This window comes from Microcoleus sp. BR0-C5, from assembly GCF_036705045.1.
In the GTDB taxonomy this organism is placed as follows: Bacteria; Cyanobacteriota; Cyanobacteriia; order Cyanobacteriales; family Microcoleaceae; genus Microcoleus.
In genome coordinates, this window is the sequence record NZ_JAUBTR010000109.1 from 1 (window position 1) to 15,287 (window position 15,287).

A 15,287-nucleotide genomic window follows, 5' to 3' on the forward strand; every position below is an offset into this window, starting at 1 on the left:
TGATTGACGGCTCGATCAACTGACTGACGTAGCGATCTATCGCCTGACTCTTTTAAGATACAAGGGGCGGGTTTTACCAACAATAATTGCCTAAAACCCATAATCTCCTAAACCCGCCCCCACCCAACGAACAATCAAAATTTAGATTTTATGGTTGCACAAAAGTCGGATTTGATGTAAGTTATTGGCGGTGTAGGGGCGGGTTTATATAAATTCTTTGTAATCATTTAATATTGTTGGTAAAACCCGCCTCTACGAAATTTATAGATCGCGCTCCATATCGAGCATTTGAGCTATATCGGCCGGATTTGGCAGCCGAATTGTAGCATACTCTTGGTGAATAAGATCAAAAAAACTATTGACTTTTTTCTCAAAATGTGCAAGTCTAAAGTTCTGACTGCGTTGCTGTGCACCAGCTTGAAGTTCTGCTAGCAAATCGGGATTAACAATTAGTTGATGTGAATGCTGGCACAGTTCCTCAACGGTATTGAACACAAAGCCCGATCGCCCATGTTCGACAATTTCCGGTTGGCCGCCACCGTTGAAAACAATCGGAGCACAACTATTTTGCATGGCTTCTACAGTCGCCATCCCGAAATGCTCAAATCTTTGAGGATTGACTTCACCCAAACCGCAGCCGTGCCAAAATATACTTGCTCTAGCATAAAGTGATTTTACCTCATCAAAGTCAACATTGACTTTTAGCTCGATCGCTCTTGAATCTTGCTTCAATAAATTCTGAACAGTCTTTAAATAAGGATTTTTCGGAATGCTGCTGCCGGCTAAAATTAGCTGCCATCCTTGAAAATCTTCGGGATAATCTGCTAGCAAACTGCGGAAAGCTTTAATTAGTTCAATTTGCTTTTTTGTTCCCCCAGCTTCAAACTGTCCCACAGCCAAAATTATTTTTTCTTTCGGCACTTTAACTGTTGCCATTTCTATCGGCGGATAAAGCAGAAAAGTTGGCTGTAGGTTCCAACGTTTCTCCAACCACTTAACAGTAAATTGACTGTTGGCAATAATGAAAGTGTAATCATCGACAGCAAAGTGACGGTTGCGGAAGGTATTGGGAAAGTGACAGAAAAATACTGAGATCGGCGACAGTGGTTTAACTTTTTCCAGTTGGTTGGCGTTGATGAAAATATCGTAGTTTTTGCTTTCTCTGGCAATTTCATCAAAGGGATTTTCCATATCCTCCACGATGATGCTGGAATCGATGCACTGCATTCCGCGTTTCTCGTAAAACGCCAAGGGCATAATTTTAATTTTGCATCCTGAAAGGTTGAGTCCGTACCACGATTCTAAATCGGAAACAGCAACTGGTTTGTTGGCGATAAAAGTAATGTCAAATTCATTTTGTAGCAGCGAGGCGAGGGTAGCGACGTATTTTTGACCGCCACCAATAAAATGCAGTCCGTGATCGTAAATGGCGATCGACATTTTGCGATCGCCCCGAACCACCTGTAACCGAGATAAAATGCGATCGATCTTCAGGCGACTGTAAATCACCGCCAACTTTTCCGACAACTGCGGCAATACAGTTTCGATGATTTCTGGTTTCTGATAATCAAGCAGCTTTTTAATCGCTACAAACAAACTCTCGAACAGCAAATCATACTGCTTGTTCGTAAAAAAATCGGAAGTGTGAATTCCTTTAACTAATTGCAAGGGTTCATGTTTTGCCAAATACAAAAACCGATTGCGGTTGCAGAAATACTCGGTAAGTTTGCTTCCTTTACTCGAACCCCGATACTCGTGATGGGCGATAGCTGCAGGAGTATAAAGCATTTTCCAACCGCGTTTGTGACAGCGTTTGGCAAACTCTACATCTTCAAAGTACATCACAAAGTCTTCATCTATCGGCCCCACATCTTCGAGACATTCCCTGCGGAAAAGCACCGCCGCCCAACAAAGCCCTTCGACTTCCCTTTCTGTATCGTACTGTCCCGCATCTTTTTCGCCAAAGCCGACATCTTGCCAATAAAAATTAGGTAATTGCTGAATACCGGCGCTGTTAATTCGCCCGTCTTTAAACAACAATTTGCCGCTAGTCGCACCTACTTCTTTATTAGTTTCTAGCCGTTTTACCAGAATCTCTAACCAGCGACTGTCAAGGGTAGCATCGTTATTTAGAAAGCCGATATATTGCCCTTTTGCTTCGCTGATGCCGAGGTTGAGGGCTTTAGCAAAGTTGTTGGCGGAGTTGACAAAAATCCGAACTTTTGGAAATAGTTCGCGCAGGGAAGTAACGGAATCGTCTTGAGAACAATTATCAATTACAATTAAGTCGAGTTGCGATTCGGGATACGCAAGTTTTTGTAGAGATTTTAAGCAATCTTTCGTGTGGCGCAGACCGTTATAGTTGACTATAATTAAGGAGCATATGGGCAGTGTGATCATTCGATTTTATATTTTATATTTTAGATTTTAAATTGAGGAATTGAAGGATTGAATAATTTTCGATTTTCGATTTGGGATTGAATAATTGAAAATTTGAATACTTGAAAATTTGAAGGATTGAGGAATTTTCGATTTGGGATTTAGGATTTTAGATTGAGGAATTGAATAATTTTCGATTTTTGATTGAAGCATTGAAGCATTGCTCTCGCGAATAAATCTGGGGCCTTGTGACCAAATTATTTTGGGTCATCTTTGATGCTTTATTTTTGTCGATCGAGCAATTGAGCGGTAATCTTCTCTAAAATAGCAGTATGTTGCTGCTGCACTGCTTTAATTTGCTCTATTTCAGACTGAAAAGTTGCGATCGCTCTTTGTTGAGTCTCAAGCTGTGCTGTAACTTCGGGATATTCGCTGCTGAATTCCGATTCAATTTTTTCAAATAGAGTTTGTTGATTTTCTTGCAATTTTTGCAACTGTGTGCTTAATGTATGCACGACCCGGGTATTAGCAAAATTGTAAATTACTTGTCGTTCGAGTACCGGTCTGAGCAATTTGCGTACTATTTTCCTAACGACGATGACTGCGGAACCGAGTCGCCTTTGGTAAGAGGTAATGGGGATGTTATAAATGTCGAAACCTGCCTTTAAAAGGGCGATATCTTCGTCATCTTCATTTTGGGCGATCGCACTATTTTCTGTTCCCAACAGCGACAACTCAGCAATACCAATTCGCGGCTCCAAAGTTTGCCGCAATTTATGTATTATCTGTTGAGTTGGTATTTCTTCGTACTCCAAACTTTCCTCTCCTTGAGATAACTTACTCTGACTTATTATGGAACAGGCATCTTTGCTGTTTCAATCATTCTAACTAATTGTGAATAAGCCGCTTTGCTGTGTGAATAATTGTAATTAATTGTGGAACAGGCAGGAAAGCCTGTTCCAGGGCGGACAGGATGCCCAACCCCTACACCCCACAAGAAAATTTATCTCTTGTTAAATCAGGATTATTGCTTCCGATATTGGCAATATCTCAATTTAAGTTAACTCAATTTGACTGTCATCACCAATCATAAACCGCAGAGCTTTTGGACGAGCCGGTGCATTGGTGAGTTGAGCTCGCTGCCCGATCACGCTGTCAACAATTCGCTGGTGAATGCCAACTATTTTCGCCCCTTGCAATATTACACTGTGTTCGATATCAGCATCAATCATCGTCACGCGATCGGCAATACTGCTGTAAGGCCCGATAAAGCAATTTTCAATCCGGCAATTTTCCCCAATTACCACCGGCCCGCGAACTGTAGAATTAATGATTTCCGTTCCTTCGCCTATTTGCACTCGCCCGATAATTTGACTTTTCGCATCTACTGTTAATTCAGTTGAAGCTACGATACGGCTATCTAAAATGATTTGGTTTGCACTCAGCAAATCGTCTTTTTTCCCCGTATCCAGCCACCAACCCTCTAAATTGCAGGCTTCTACGTGTTTTTCCTGATTGATGAGCTGTTGAATGGCATCGGTAATTTCGAGTTCGCCCCGGGCAGAGGGTTGAATTTGATCGATCGCCTCGTGGATAGTAGGAGCAAAAAAGTAAATTCCCACCAGTGCTAAATTTGACGGCGGAACCTTGGGCTTTTCTACTAACTGCAAAACTCTGCCTTTCTCATCAACTTTTGCCACACCGAAAGCAGAGGGATTGGGAACTGGACGCAGCAAAATCAGAGCGTCTAGTTTCTGCTTGTTAAAAATCTCTAAAAACGGATCTAACTGATTTTCAATTAAGTTATCTCCCAAATACATAATAAACGGAGAATCGCCCAAAAACGGTCTGGCAACTTTTACCGCGTGAGCGAGGCCCGCCGGCTTTTCTTGCAAGATATAAGTAATTTTTGCACCGAAGCGAGATCCATCTCCTGTTTTCGTCTTCACCTCTTCCCCGGTTTCGGGACTAATAATAATCCCAATATCCGTAATCCCAGCCGCCACAATTCCTTCAATTCCGTACCACAGTATCGGCTTATTTGCTACAGGAACCAACTGCTTAGCACCCGTATAGGTGAGGGGACGCAAGCGTGTTCCTTTACCGCCAGAGAGGATGAGTGCTTTCATTTGGTGAACTCTGAGTTATCCTTTAGGGTTTGCGGTGCTGGCAACTATTGCCTGCACTTGTTCGCTCTCGTTGATTTTAAACTACCGCTACCCCGCTGGCAATAGTTGCCATGTATCCTGACACAAATGATTTATTTTGCTCATACTTTTATAGTCCGAAAGGCAGAGAGTGTCAGAAACCAGGTTTATTGCCACAGGAAGCAGTTAAAAGCTGAGTTTTTTGTCAAAAAACCCTTTCTCAAGGTTGCGAGTGCGCCAGTCCCGATTTAATTGCGTACCCTTTTAATAGCGGCCATATCGAGCAATCAATTGATTACCACTATTGTTTTGATTTGTCAACCAAGCCCACATCTGATCGCCCAGACAAAAATGCCACCATTCGTTAGGATGTTGCTGAAAACCCGCAGCTATCATCGCATCTTTTAATATTTTCCTGCGACAGTGATATTCCTGTTTTTGCGGCTCCTTGCTCTTACCAAAATAATCTGGATAAGAACGTTCTGATATTTCATCAATCGGAGAGCCCATATCAATTTGCCGATTATTTTCATCCACTAAAGTTATATCTAAAGCTGCACCTGTACTGTGAGGGGGAGGCGTCGCGCGATCGAGGCTCGGTACTGCCCAAAATTGATATACGTGTTCTATAATTACTTGGCGTTTGTCTTCGGAAACCGGAAATTCGCAGCCTTGAGCTAGGGCAATTTGATTAAAAGTATAATCTACCATAAATTGCTGAACTTCCACCGGCCGATAAGCGTCAAATATCAGAATTTTCCACTTGGGATAATTTTGCTGTAGCTCAGTTTGAGCGGCGATTAAACTATCTACAACTCCTTGCCGCAAATAGTAAGGCGAATCTGCTTTGCTGTTGTGATAGGGTGCACCCAACTTTTGATAAGGGTGCGGCATTTCAAAGGCAAACTGTTCTGCTGGAATAGGGACTAAAGGTTCGCCGCATTCGTCGATCGCTATTTGCTGGTATGGTTTCATATCAAGGTTTTACCCTACTTTATGATTACTGATGAACTACAATACTCGGTATATGTTTTTCACTTGAGTCCGTCGCGAGGCAAATAGCAAAGCAGCTAGAATATCCTCATGTTCTAAATCGTCATAGTCATCTATAATTTCTTTAGCGTTCATACCAGAAATGAGTAATTCAAGAATTAACTCTACTGGATATCGGAGACCGCGAATACAGGGTTTTCCGTGACAGATATTGGGAGCGAGTGTGATGCGCTGCAAAAGCGGGTTTTCCATATGTTAGGAACAAATATTAAATATATCCTAACCTAAAGATCGTAGCTTTCGATCGGTTTGTAGTAAGGACTTTAGTGCTTTCAATCACCACCTAAAGTCCTAAAGTCCTTACGACCAAAAAATCCTAACTTTGGCGGTAAGCAACTACCGCATAAAACGGATCGCCGCTTCCTATTCGCAGCATTTGCATAAAACTCGGCAAGTTAGGCTTGCGAACAATTACTTCCGGCTTGCTAAATCCGGGTATGTTCGCTCCTTTGACAGAATCAAAGTAACCCTTGACTAATTCTACCCGATCGCCCTCCGAACCTTCCCGCCAAGCCGCGATCGCCTTTTGATAAAACATCCGGTTGGAAAAGCTCATAATTGCTACGCCACCCGGCTTCAATATCCGGTGAATCTCGGCAAAAATCGCATCCGGGTGCTGCAAATACTGTACCGAAACACAGTTGACAACCGCGTCAAACTCTGCATCCGGCAGTGGCAATTTGGGATTGGCGTTCAAATTCTGCACGAAATAATGATTCAGTCTGCGATTCTTTGCCAACTCTTCTTCATTCATGCCGTGCCCTTCAACATGGGCAAATTGCATCTCGTCGGGCAAGTGAGAAACCCAACTGCTCATCATATCAAAAATCCGAGTATTCGGCTTCAGCCGTTCCCGATACAAATCGGTTAGTTGCTGAATGAATCCATCGTCTACGTGAGTCACAAACCGGGGATAGGAATAGAACAAATTGTCGTCGGTGTCGTCTAACTTGGTGCGTTGGTCGGGTGGAAGCAACATAAATTCGGATCGCAAACTAGATTTACTCTTTCTAGTTTAAGAACAATAAGAATTGTTAACATATCTGGCAGAGGGCGGATTCCCGGTTTTAGCGTAGCAGTCGATCGCTAAAAAACCTGCTGGCACCCTTTGGGCTTGTGGCAAGAAGACGGTTGGCCGACTTCCAGCATTGGCGACAAACTGCAACAGGTAGGCGGGACGCTGACAGGCGTGATCGATCGCATCAAAGAAAGAGGCCTAGTCCGCCGCGAGAGAGACACGCGCATTTGGCGCATTTGGCGCATTTGGCTGACAGACTCCGGCATACAACAGAGCGGGAAAGACAACGCACAGAGCCAGAGCGACTGGCGAAGGAGCAAGAGCGACTGGCGAAGGAGCAAGTCCAGCAACGTGTAGAACGCTTAGAGGAAATGCTGCGATCGCAAGGTATCGATCCTGATCGATTACTGGATGTAGAGGATGGTAGCTCTTGTAGAGAGGGGTGAAAACTCCAATGTGCGAGAAATTGGGTAAGAAATCGAGTTTCCAGTGTGGAATTCGAGCAATAATCGATCTGTGGCGATCGCACCTGAGCCCAAGCAACATTTAGACAGAATTTCACGAGCTAATTGCTGCGATCAATCTCGGCTCTGTAATGTCCCTACTCAGAAACGAAGTGAGATAACGTTCCCAATCACCCGCCGCAGATATCCTCGAACCTCCACGAAATAACCTTCCGACGCTCGGTGTGCATTGGGGCTGTTATGTGGCGATCCCTGCGATCAATGCTGTTTATCACCTTTTCTATTTCCTGGACGGCTTTATTCAGGAAGGCCAAGACGCTGATAAAGCTCTTCCTGGTTATCATACAAAAAAGAATCAGCAAAACTTCTGTTAGTTTGAGATATTAAATTTTCATGAACATCATTGAATGATTTATTTCGTAATTCATCTAAAACCTGAGCCAAGTTCAAACCAGCAGCAATATGAGGTTGTAGAGCTTCTAGCTCATCAATCGAAAGTATTTGCCAGTCAAGTCCAGTTACTCCTTCGGCAGTTAATAGGGTATTGATATACTCTCGAAATAATTCGCTATTAATCAGAAATAGTGGTTCTAGTGAAACAAAAATTGGCTTAAACGTACTACATTGGTGAAACTTCTGAAGCTCAGAAATTTTAGCCTGACAAGCAGATATGAAACTAGCAAGTTGCTTTAAGCCTTTCTTTACTTGCGCTAGACTCTTGTTGACTGAATCTTCACTGGCTATTGCTTTTGCAGCTCTAGAAAAACGAGTTGCTTTACATTCAAATAAAAGCACTGTTGAGCCATCAACTATAATCCAATCTGGAGCTTTCCCTTTTTTAGGCGGATAGAAGTTTCGGATGTCTGACTCTGATAATAGCTGCTGCGACAACAAACATTTTTCCAACACAAGACCGACATACCGTTCAAAAACAAAGCCGAAATATTCAGAAAATTCAGTACCATAGGTATTAAACATTTGATAAAAAATTCCACTTGACATTCTTGAAGCGACTAACTCAGGTACAGGCGCATGAATAAAATCCTTGTCCGGAGTAGAAAATTGCTTGTTTTGGCAAGGTCTAATAATTGGATAGGAAAGCAGAGGATTAAAATCATACATTCGGAAACGCCTATCTTGATTTTTTTGCTTCTCATATATTTCAACAAATTTCGACTTATCTGCTATCAGTTGATTAAGGACTGCTCTGAGAGATTGGTCGCTTACATTAATTCCCTTTTTCCGCATCTTCTTGAAGTAATCTTGGCTGATGCTAAAATTCCCACGACATTGAGAATAGATTACAAAACCTATGGTTATAAAATCGATAACAGAAACTCCATTGATAGCCTGAAATTTACTGTCAAAATCAAATTCAGGAATACCTGGAAGGTTTTTTAATTGTTGTGGAATTTCATGGAACAATCAGGCAGGGCGTGAGAATTCACTAAAAAGACCAGGTTTAAAAGGGAATTGGCTACTAACAATTCTTAACAGCAGAAAGACGGGATTTTTATCAATAAATTGATCATGCAAATCATTGTCAAAAGTGATAGGATCAGCCAAGTAGTATTCATTAGAAATATTGACTATATTACGAATATCATAATTTTTTCTTAGTTGAGAGGTTTTACTGGGAGGACAAAATCTAATTGCAAATAAAGCGACCCCTCCAATCATAAAAGGTTCCAGTTCAGGAGAGCTTTTTTTAAGTAGATACAGTGAATGCAGGACATCTCCCAGTTTTAGTTTTTTCAAAACTGATTGTATTGTTGATTCTAAATTTTCTAGTTCAGCTAGAGAGTTAATATTCATCATTTACTTTCCTAATAAAGAGCGGTATCAAATATCCACAAAGTCACTTAGCTGTTTCCTCCACCTCTATTTTATTGGTGGCTTCTGCTTCATCGAGTCGATCCTAATATTCTGCCCTTTGTGCATTCCTGTCGCGGCGCAGTTCTGCAATATCTTCTAGCATCTCATCAAAGTGCGGATCGTTTTTAAAGGCTCCTGCCCACTTCATTAAAGGATTTTCAGTTTGGGGAATGTCTACTGTCAGAGAGACTATTTCGACTTTTTTTAGACGCTCGATCAACAATCGGTGCAAAATTTTTAAAGCTTCTTCTTTAGTAGATCCTGAGCTTCTGCACTCTGGCAATTCCCAAACTATTGCGCTGTAGAGGTCTTCATCGTGCTTTTCAATTAGAACTTGATAAGTTAATTGGGTTAAAGGATTCGGAGTAGGGGTTAATACTGTGGCATTCATCTGTTTTTTATGGTTGGTTATATTTGGCATTTTAACGCATTGTTTTTCAAACCTCCAATTAATTCTTTTCGCAAGGCTTTCAATAGATGTCAGCGGTTCAGAACGCCACCGCATTTAAAGCCTGCGGGATTCTAGCCTTTACCAATCATTCAAGGCTGCGATCGCAACTTCACTCTTACTCTCAATACATATCAACCCATAAAAATATAATTGCCAAGAAAACAACTCTATGGTATACTAGAAGATTGTGAATATTAATCAAAAGTAAAGTAACAAGCCGGGAGAAATCAAAATGACACAGCAAACCCTGCACGGAACCAGCCGCAAAAGAAAAAGAACATCCGGTTTTCGCGCCAGAATGCGTACCGCAACCGGTCGATTGGTAATCAAAGCTCGCCGCAGCAAAGGTCGCCACCGCCTCGCAGTCTAGCACTGCATCAAGGTTGAGAGGCCTCAACGATCGCCCTACGCCATGTTGCCCGATACAAACCGACTTAAGCACCGAAAAGACTTCAGCGCCGTATACCGCAAGGGAATGCGCCGTAACTCGGCCCATTTCAGCTTAAGAGCTCTGCGTAAACCAAAAAGCGCCGAATTAAGCAAACCCACAGCCGAAAAATCCTTGCCGCCGACTCGCACAGGCATTTCTATCAGCCTGAAGGTTAGCAAACGCGCTGTAGTCCGCAACCGGATTAAGCGTCAGATTCGGGCAGCTTTGCGACAGCTATTGCCCCGATTAAAATTCGGGTGGGATTTAGTAATTGTCGTGCGTCCGATCGCACAAGAGTGCAATTATGCAGAAATTCTGCAAGAATTAGAGCAGTTGTTGGTAGAAGCCGAGGTACTAGATGGGAATTCGAGAGGAAGTATATTATGAAGGCGGCCCCGCGCCCGGTGACTTGATCCTCAATTTACTCCTGGGGCTGACTGTGGTGGGCATCCCCCTAGCAGTAGGAGCAATTGTCCGGGCTCTGTGGCTGCGCTATCGGATCACGAGTCGCCGAGTGTCGGTAACTAGCGGTTGGATGGGGGGCGAGCAGACAGACGTTATCTACTCAGATATAGTCAAAATCGTCACCGTACCTCGCGGTTTCGGGACTTACGGAGACATGGTGCTCACCATGAAAAATGGCAGCCGCTTGGAACTCAGAGCTATGCCGAAATTTCGAGCAATGTATGACTACATTAACGAAAAACTGCCCATAGCCGCTCAAAAAGCAAACGCGGCCCAAGCTAAATAACCGAACCGCTTTCACCCTGATTAGAGACCCAATTCAGTGCGAGTATTGGCAAACTCATTAAAAAAAACCCGCAGACCGGGCGGTCGATCGACGGGCAATGTCCTAAGATAGAGACAAAACCCTGAAAATTGAGGCGGCTCGCGTTAAGCGGGTAAAAATAGTTCTCAACAGCAAACATAGAGCACCTAAATTAACTCAAAGCGAATGGATTTCGGTATCTCGTTTCTCTCCAACAACCTCATGCTCCCGATCCTAGATTTTTTCTACGGGATCGTGCCAAGCTACGGTTTAGCGATCGTAGCTCTGACGCTCGTGATTCGCTTTGCTCTTTATCCTCTCAATGCAGGCTCTCTTCGCAATATGCGGCGCATGAAAGTAGCGCAGCCATTGATGAAAGAGCGAGTAGATCAAATTCAAAAACTCTATAAAGAAAATCCTGCAAAACAGCAGGAGGAAATGAGCAAAGTATACAAAGAATTTGGTAATCCTCTAGCAGGATGCTTCCCCTTGGTGCTGCAAATGCCAGTGCTGTTTGCACTGTTTGCAACGCTCAGGGGTTCGCCGTTTTCTGACATAAATTACAGCGTTAACGTTCAAGTTTTGCCCAAAGAACAAATCGAAGCTGTTCAACCGCAAGCTTTTGCTACACCGCCCCAAAATATTTACGTCACAGGTACTTTTCATGCTCCTGTTGTGGGCGTAATTCCAGGCGGCGACAAACTCGCAGTCGGCGACACAACAAAGATAAATTTTCAAACCCCAGAGGGCAAACCTCTCAAAGTTTTAGCTGCAGAAAATAAGAGCGAAATCGACTTTGAACCCGGCTGGAAAGTCATCAAAGGCGAAGATCTGATCAAGGTAGATGAACAGGGCAACATCACGGCCTTAGCCCCCGGTGAAGCCACAGTTCAAGGCACAATCCCCGGATTGGCTACTAACAAAGGATTCCTATTTATTGAAGCTCTAGGCCGCGTTGGCGCGATCGACTCAGACGGTACAATCCACTGGGATATTTTGGTGATGATTCTGGGCTTCGGCATCAGTTTGTACATCAACCAAACCCTTTCAGGACAAGCACAAGGGCCAAACGACAACCCCCAACAGGCTACAGTTAACAAACTGACGCCAGTCATATTTTCAGGGATGTTTTTGTTCTTCCCGCTGCCCGCCGGCGTGTTGATGTATATGCTGATTGCTAACATCTTCCAAACAGTTCAATCGTTTATTTTGTCGCGAGAACCGCTGCCAGAAAACCTGCAAAAAATAGTGGACGAAGCAGAGGCGAAAACTCAAAAAGAACAAGGATTAGATGCACTTCCATTTGAGCCCAAGCGTTCTAAGAAAAAGGCTTGATTTTAACAACAATGAAAGACTCTCAAATGCAGCGCGGACAGGCATGGTTAGAAGAATTGCTACAACTGTCCGCAATTCCTTCAAAAGTGGTATGCGAACAACAAAAAGATTGCTATTGGATGACAATAGATGAAAGCAATCTGACTAAAGAACAAGTTGCAATCTTAGTCGGGCCAAACGGTAATGTAATAGATGCCATTCAGTACCTCTGCAACACGGTTCAGAATATAGGTCAGGAAGTAGAGGAGTCAATTCCTTATACAGTTGAACTAAATGGCTATCGCATCCGCCGCCAAGAGGAATTGCGATCGATGGCAGAGTACGCAGCAGATCAAGCCCGATCGACGGGAGTTGAAGTTGAAATAAAATCGCTGTCTTCGGCAGAACGCCGTCAAGTCCACAGCTTTTTGAGCGAATGTGAGGATATAGAAACTTACAGTCAAGGACAAGAACCCGATCGGCGTTTGGTAGTGCGACTGCGCTGACGCTAAAGAAGGAAGAAGGAAGAAGGAAGAAGGAAGAAGTTAAAAATTAACTATTCCTTTTGACCTTTGAATTCAAGAAGTAGGAAGGCAAAAAATTATGGAGACAATTTATATCCCTCATCTCCTCACAAAAACTGAGCGGAAAGAGGTCATTGATTTTGAAGAATTTATCCCCGATTTAGAAACTCTTACTCCGGTGCGAGGGCGACTGCAAGTGACTCACCAAGGGAATTATCTTGAGGTGAAGGCGAAAGCAGAAACAATTGTTACTCTCACCTGCCACAGATGTTTGAAACAATACAATCATCGTTTGGCACTCAACTCATCTGAACTAATCTGGCTCGAAGAAACAGCAAATCAAACAGATTCAAGTTCAGCAGAAATAGAAGTTGCTTTAGAAGATTTGGTGGAAAATTTGTCCCCCGGTGGCTATTTCTCTCCGGGCGATTGGGTGTACGAGCAAATGTGTTTGGAACTGCCGCACAAACAGATATGCGATACTGAATGTCCGGGAATTTCTTTAACTGATGATGCAAATACAGAAAGCTCAGAAACAGTCTCAGACAGTCGCTGGGCGTCTCTGGAAGCACTTAAACGGCAATTGCCTTAGTCAGTTGACTAATAACTAATGACTATTTTTAGCGACGAGTTTGAACTACTGCTGCGATCGCGCTACCCCTTAATTTACATTCCCACACGGGAGGAAGAGCGCGTAGAAGCGGCGATCGCCCAAAGTGCCAAAAAACAAGGTTCTCGCGCCGTATACATCTGGGATTTTGTTGATGGCTACCAAGGCAATCCCAACGATACAGGTTTTGGCAAGCGCAACCCGCTGCAAGCTTTGGAATTTCTCGAAAAATTGCCCGCCAGCGCGCCGGCAATTTTTATTCTGCGCGACTTTCAGCGGTTTTTGGAAGATGTCTCGATTTCCCGCAAGCTGCGGAATTTGGCGAGACTCCTCAAATCAGTGCCCAAAAATATTGTCATCGTATCTCCTCTAATTTCGATCCCCGAAGACCTCAGCGAAGTGATGACTGTTTTGGAGTTTCCCCTGCCTGCGGCGGCGGAAATCAAAATTGAGGTAGAAAGGCTGTTAGGGGCTACCGGACAAGCCATTGAAGGGCGTTTGCTCGACGAAATAGTGCGCTGCTGTCAAGGGCTGTCGATCGAACGAATCCGCCGAGTTTTGGCAAAGGCGATCGCCACCAGAGGCGAACTCCATCCCGACGACGCGGAACTGATTTTAGAAGAAAAGCGCCAAACAATTCGTCAAACTCAAATTCTGGATTTTTACCCAGCCCGCGAAAATATCTCCGATATCGGCGGTTTGGACAATCTCAAAGAATGGCTGCTGCGGCGCGGCGGTGCTTTTTCCGATCGAGCCCGCCAATACGGTTTGCCGCATCCCAGAGGTTTGTTGCTAGTCGGAATTCAAGGAACCGGGAAATCCTTAACAGCAAAGGCGATCGCCCACCACTGGCATTTGCCTTTGCTGCGGTTGGATGTCGGGCGCTTGTTTGCCGGATTAGTCGGAGAATCGGAATCCCGCACCAGGCAAATGATTCAGCTAGCGGAAGCTTTGGCGCCCTGCGTACTCTGGATTGACGAGATTGACAAAGCCTTTGCCGGATTAGACGGTAAAGGGGATTCCGGGACAACTAGCCGGGTGTTCGGGACATTTATTACTTGGTTGGCCGAAAAAACTTCGCCGGTGTTTGTAGTCGCAACAGCCAACAACATCCAGTCTTTGCCGCCAGAAATGCTGAGAAAAGGCAGGTTTGACGAAATATTTTTTGTGGGTTTGCCCAGCCAGGAGGAACGGCGGGCGATTTTTGAGGTACATTTGTTGCGGTTGCGATCGCACAGCATCAAAAATTACGATGTAGAGCGCTTGGCTTACGAAACTCCCGATTTTTCCGGGGCTGAAATCGAGCAAACTTTGATTGAAGCCATGCACATTGGGTTTAGTCAAAATCGAGACTTTACCACAGATGATATTTTAGAATCAGCTAGTCAAATGGTGCCCTTAGCCAGAACGGCTCAAGAACAAATCCAGTTTCTCCAAGATTGGGCAGCTGCTGGGAAAGCTCGCCTTGCTTCTAGATACGGCAGTTTGAGCCGCCGGATTCAAGGTTAAGCTTTTGAAGTCAGTAGTCAGTAGTTAGTAACCAGTTGTCAGTTGGCAGCTACCAGATTTTACTCAACATTCAGCAGTCAACACTCAACAGTCAACCTTCTTCCCTCTCCCTTCTTCCTTCTTCCTTCTTCCTTCTTCCCTCTCCCTTCTTCCTTCTTCCCTCTCCCTTCTTCCTTCATTTGCGGTTTTATGAACAGTGTATATAGCGTTTTCAAATTTTTAGTGGGTTTTCTGCTCGCGATCGTCCTGATGGCAGGTGCTAGCGTGGCTGCTGCACTTTACTTTGCCGCTAAGCTAACTACTATCCCCGAAAAACCTGTTTTTTCCAACGACAAAACACCAGCTCAGGTTGCGGGCGCTGCGCCGAAGTCAACAGCCCAGGCTAGCCCGGTTTCTACATCTAGCGATGCCCCGTCTCCCAAACCGCTGGAACCGGGAGCTTACCGCGCGATGGTGACTCAGCCGATCGGCTTAATTCTCCGGGATACTGGTAGCCGAGACTCGAACCGCATTGGCGGTGTTGGTTACAAGGAAAGAGTCGTAGTTTTGGAAGAGTCGCCCGACAAAGAGTGGCAGCGAATTCGGATTGAGGATGGCAATCGCGAAGGTTGGGTCAAAGGCGGCAATACTGAAAGAATTGAGGGCGAATAAAACTTAGATAGTAATTAGAGACATCCACAAAAAAAATGATCCAATAGCTATGTGGGAAAGCGCGAAAATTTCCACAAACCATTTTTGAAGATT

18 protein-coding genes are annotated in these 15,287 nt (G+C 44.1%); 9 read left to right on the plus strand and 9 right to left on the minus strand.

Going from position 1 to position 15,287, the window contains the following annotated elements; genetic code table 11:
* Positions 1 to 261: 261 nt before the first annotated feature.
* From QUB08_RS29580 to QUB08_RS29605, 6 genes are all read right to left on the minus strand, one after another.
* Positions 262 to 2,400, minus strand: coding sequence for a glycosyltransferase (locus QUB08_RS29580; RefSeq protein ID WP_333229569.1), 2,139 nt, complete (start codon positions 2,398 to 2,400; stop codon positions 262 to 264).
* A 260-nt stretch (positions 2,401 to 2,660) separates the two neighbouring features.
* Positions 2,661 to 3,194 (minus strand): hypothetical protein, encoded by a 534-nt coding sequence (locus QUB08_RS29585; RefSeq protein ID WP_333229571.1) that lies wholly within the window; start codon positions 3,192 to 3,194, stop codon positions 2,661 to 2,663.
* 240 nt (positions 3,195 to 3,434) lie between these two features.
* Positions 3,435 to 4,508 carry a glucose-1-phosphate thymidylyltransferase gene (locus QUB08_RS29590; RefSeq protein WP_333229573.1) on the minus strand — a complete coding sequence of 358 codons (1,074 nt, stop codon included), beginning with the start codon at positions 4,506 to 4,508 and terminating at the stop codon, positions 3,435 to 3,437.
* A gap of 282 nt (positions 4,509 to 4,790) precedes the next feature.
* Positions 4,791 to 5,501, minus strand: coding sequence for a M15 family metallopeptidase (locus QUB08_RS29595; RefSeq protein ID WP_333229575.1), 711 nt, complete (start codon positions 5,499 to 5,501; stop codon positions 4,791 to 4,793).
* 36 nt (positions 5,502 to 5,537) lie between these two features.
* Positions 5,538 to 5,771, minus strand: a complete 234-nt coding sequence (locus QUB08_RS29600) for a DUF433 domain-containing protein (protein WP_333229577.1) — start codon at positions 5,769 to 5,771, stop codon at positions 5,538 to 5,540.
* 124 nt (positions 5,772 to 5,895) lie between these two features.
* Entirely contained in the window at positions 5,896 to 6,558 is a 663-nt protein-coding gene (locus tag QUB08_RS29605; RefSeq protein ID WP_333229579.1) for a class I SAM-dependent methyltransferase, read from the minus strand.
* 129 nt (positions 6,559 to 6,687) lie between these two features.
* Here QUB08_RS29605 and QUB08_RS29610 point away from each other — a divergent pair, with 129 nt between their 5' ends.
* Entirely contained in the window at positions 6,688 to 6,954 is a 267-nt protein-coding gene (locus QUB08_RS29610; protein ID WP_333229581.1) for a hypothetical protein, read from the plus strand.
* Between the two features lie 404 nt (positions 6,955 to 7,358).
* Here QUB08_RS29610 and QUB08_RS29615 read toward each other — a convergent pair whose 3' ends face one another.
* The 3 genes from QUB08_RS29615 to QUB08_RS29625 form a co-directional block, all read right to left on the minus strand.
* Positions 7,359 to 8,486: a hypothetical protein gene (locus QUB08_RS29615; RefSeq protein ID WP_333229583.1), complete on the minus strand. Its 1,128-nt coding sequence runs from the start codon at positions 8,484 to 8,486 to the stop codon at positions 7,359 to 7,361.
* Positions 8,487 to 8,879, minus strand: coding sequence for a hypothetical protein (locus QUB08_RS29620; RefSeq protein WP_333229585.1), 393 nt, complete (start codon positions 8,877 to 8,879; stop codon positions 8,487 to 8,489).
* A 100-nt stretch (positions 8,880 to 8,979) separates the two neighbouring features.
* Complete coding sequence (locus tag QUB08_RS29625; protein ID WP_333229586.1) at positions 8,980 to 9,357, minus strand: type II toxin-antitoxin system HicB family antitoxin; 378 nt, start codon at positions 9,355 to 9,357, stop codon at positions 8,980 to 8,982.
* A gap of 262 nt (positions 9,358 to 9,619) precedes the next feature.
* On the opposite strand from QUB08_RS29625, the gene rpmH reads away from it, so the two are divergent.
* From rpmH to QUB08_RS29665, 8 genes are all read left to right on the plus strand, one after another.
* The gene (gene rpmH / locus QUB08_RS29630; RefSeq protein ID WP_006632320.1) at positions 9,620 to 9,757 is read left to right on the plus strand and encodes a 50S ribosomal protein L34; all 138 of its coding nucleotides are present in this window, start codon (positions 9,620 to 9,622) and stop codon (positions 9,755 to 9,757) included.
* Positions 9,758 to 9,799: 42 nt separating this feature from the next.
* Entirely contained in the window at positions 9,800 to 10,204 is a 405-nt protein-coding gene (gene rnpA / locus QUB08_RS29635; RefSeq protein WP_333229588.1) for a ribonuclease P protein component, read from the plus strand.
* Positions 10,176 to 10,568 (plus strand): PH domain-containing protein, encoded by a 393-nt coding sequence (locus tag QUB08_RS29640; protein ID WP_333106065.1) that lies wholly within the window; start codon positions 10,176 to 10,178, stop codon positions 10,566 to 10,568. Before rnpA ends, QUB08_RS29640 begins: the two co-directional genes overlap by 29 nt.
* A gap of 204 nt (positions 10,569 to 10,772) precedes the next feature.
* Complete coding sequence (yidC, locus tag QUB08_RS29645; protein WP_333229590.1) at positions 10,773 to 11,921, plus strand: membrane protein insertase YidC; 1,149 nt, start codon at positions 10,773 to 10,775, stop codon at positions 11,919 to 11,921.
* A gap of 11 nt (positions 11,922 to 11,932) precedes the next feature.
* Positions 11,933 to 12,406: a R3H domain-containing nucleic acid-binding protein gene (locus QUB08_RS29650; RefSeq protein WP_333156777.1), complete on the plus strand. Its 474-nt coding sequence runs from the start codon at positions 11,933 to 11,935 to the stop codon at positions 12,404 to 12,406.
* 97 nt (positions 12,407 to 12,503) lie between these two features.
* Complete coding sequence (locus tag QUB08_RS29655; protein ID WP_333039168.1) at positions 12,504 to 13,016, plus strand: YceD family protein; 513 nt, start codon at positions 12,504 to 12,506, stop codon at positions 13,014 to 13,016.
* A gap of 18 nt (positions 13,017 to 13,034) precedes the next feature.
* Positions 13,035 to 14,543, plus strand: a complete 1,509-nt coding sequence (locus QUB08_RS29660) for an AAA family ATPase (RefSeq protein WP_333229592.1) — start codon at positions 13,035 to 13,037, stop codon at positions 14,541 to 14,543.
* Between the two features lie 189 nt (positions 14,544 to 14,732).
* Positions 14,733 to 15,194: an SH3 domain-containing protein gene (locus QUB08_RS29665; protein WP_333229594.1), complete on the plus strand. Its 462-nt coding sequence runs from the start codon at positions 14,733 to 14,735 to the stop codon at positions 15,192 to 15,194.
* The last annotated feature ends 93 nt before the right edge of the window (positions 15,195 to 15,287 follow it).

Bases quoted from the DNA above. Each gene is read 5' to 3' on its own strand.
- QUB08_RS29595 (WP_333229575.1), bottom strand. From the start codon at position 5,501: ATGAAACCATACCAGCAAATAGCGATCGACGAATGCGGCGAACCTTTA.
- yidC (WP_333229590.1), top strand. From the start codon at position 10,773: ATGGATTTCGGTATCTCGTTTCTCTCCAACAACCTCATGCTCCCGATC.
- QUB08_RS29660 (WP_333229592.1), top strand. From the start codon at position 13,035: ATGACTATTTTTAGCGACGAGTTTGAACTACTGCTGCGATCGCGCTAC.
- QUB08_RS29605 (WP_333229579.1), bottom strand. From the start codon at position 6,558: ATGTTGCTTCCACCCGACCAACGCACCAAGTTAGACGACACCGACGAC.
- QUB08_RS29590 (WP_333229573.1), bottom strand. From the start codon at position 4,508: ATGAAAGCACTCATCCTCTCTGGCGGTAAAGGAACACGCTTGCGTCCC.
- rnpA (WP_333229588.1), top strand. From the start codon at position 9,800: ATGTTGCCCGATACAAACCGACTTAAGCACCGAAAAGACTTCAGCGCC.
- QUB08_RS29580 (WP_333229569.1), bottom strand. From the start codon at position 2,400: ATGATCACACTGCCCATATGCTCCTTAATTATAGTCAACTATAACGGT.
- QUB08_RS29655 (WP_333039168.1), top strand. From the start codon at position 12,504: ATGGAGACAATTTATATCCCTCATCTCCTCACAAAAACTGAGCGGAAA.
- QUB08_RS29620 (WP_333229585.1), bottom strand. From the start codon at position 8,879: ATGATGAATATTAACTCTCTAGCTGAACTAGAAAATTTAGAATCAACA.
- QUB08_RS29640 (WP_333106065.1), top strand. From the start codon at position 10,176: ATGGGAATTCGAGAGGAAGTATATTATGAAGGCGGCCCCGCGCCCGGT.
- QUB08_RS29650 (WP_333156777.1), top strand. From the start codon at position 11,933: ATGAAAGACTCTCAAATGCAGCGCGGACAGGCATGGTTAGAAGAATTG.
- QUB08_RS29625 (WP_333229586.1), bottom strand. From the start codon at position 9,357: ATGCCAAATATAACCAACCATAAAAAACAGATGAATGCCACAGTATTA.
- QUB08_RS29665 (WP_333229594.1), top strand. From the start codon at position 14,733: ATGAACAGTGTATATAGCGTTTTCAAATTTTTAGTGGGTTTTCTGCTC.
- QUB08_RS29600 (WP_333229577.1), bottom strand. From the start codon at position 5,771: ATGGAAAACCCGCTTTTGCAGCGCATCACACTCGCTCCCAATATCTGT.
- rpmH (WP_006632320.1), top strand. From the start codon at position 9,620: ATGACACAGCAAACCCTGCACGGAACCAGCCGCAAAAGAAAAAGAACA.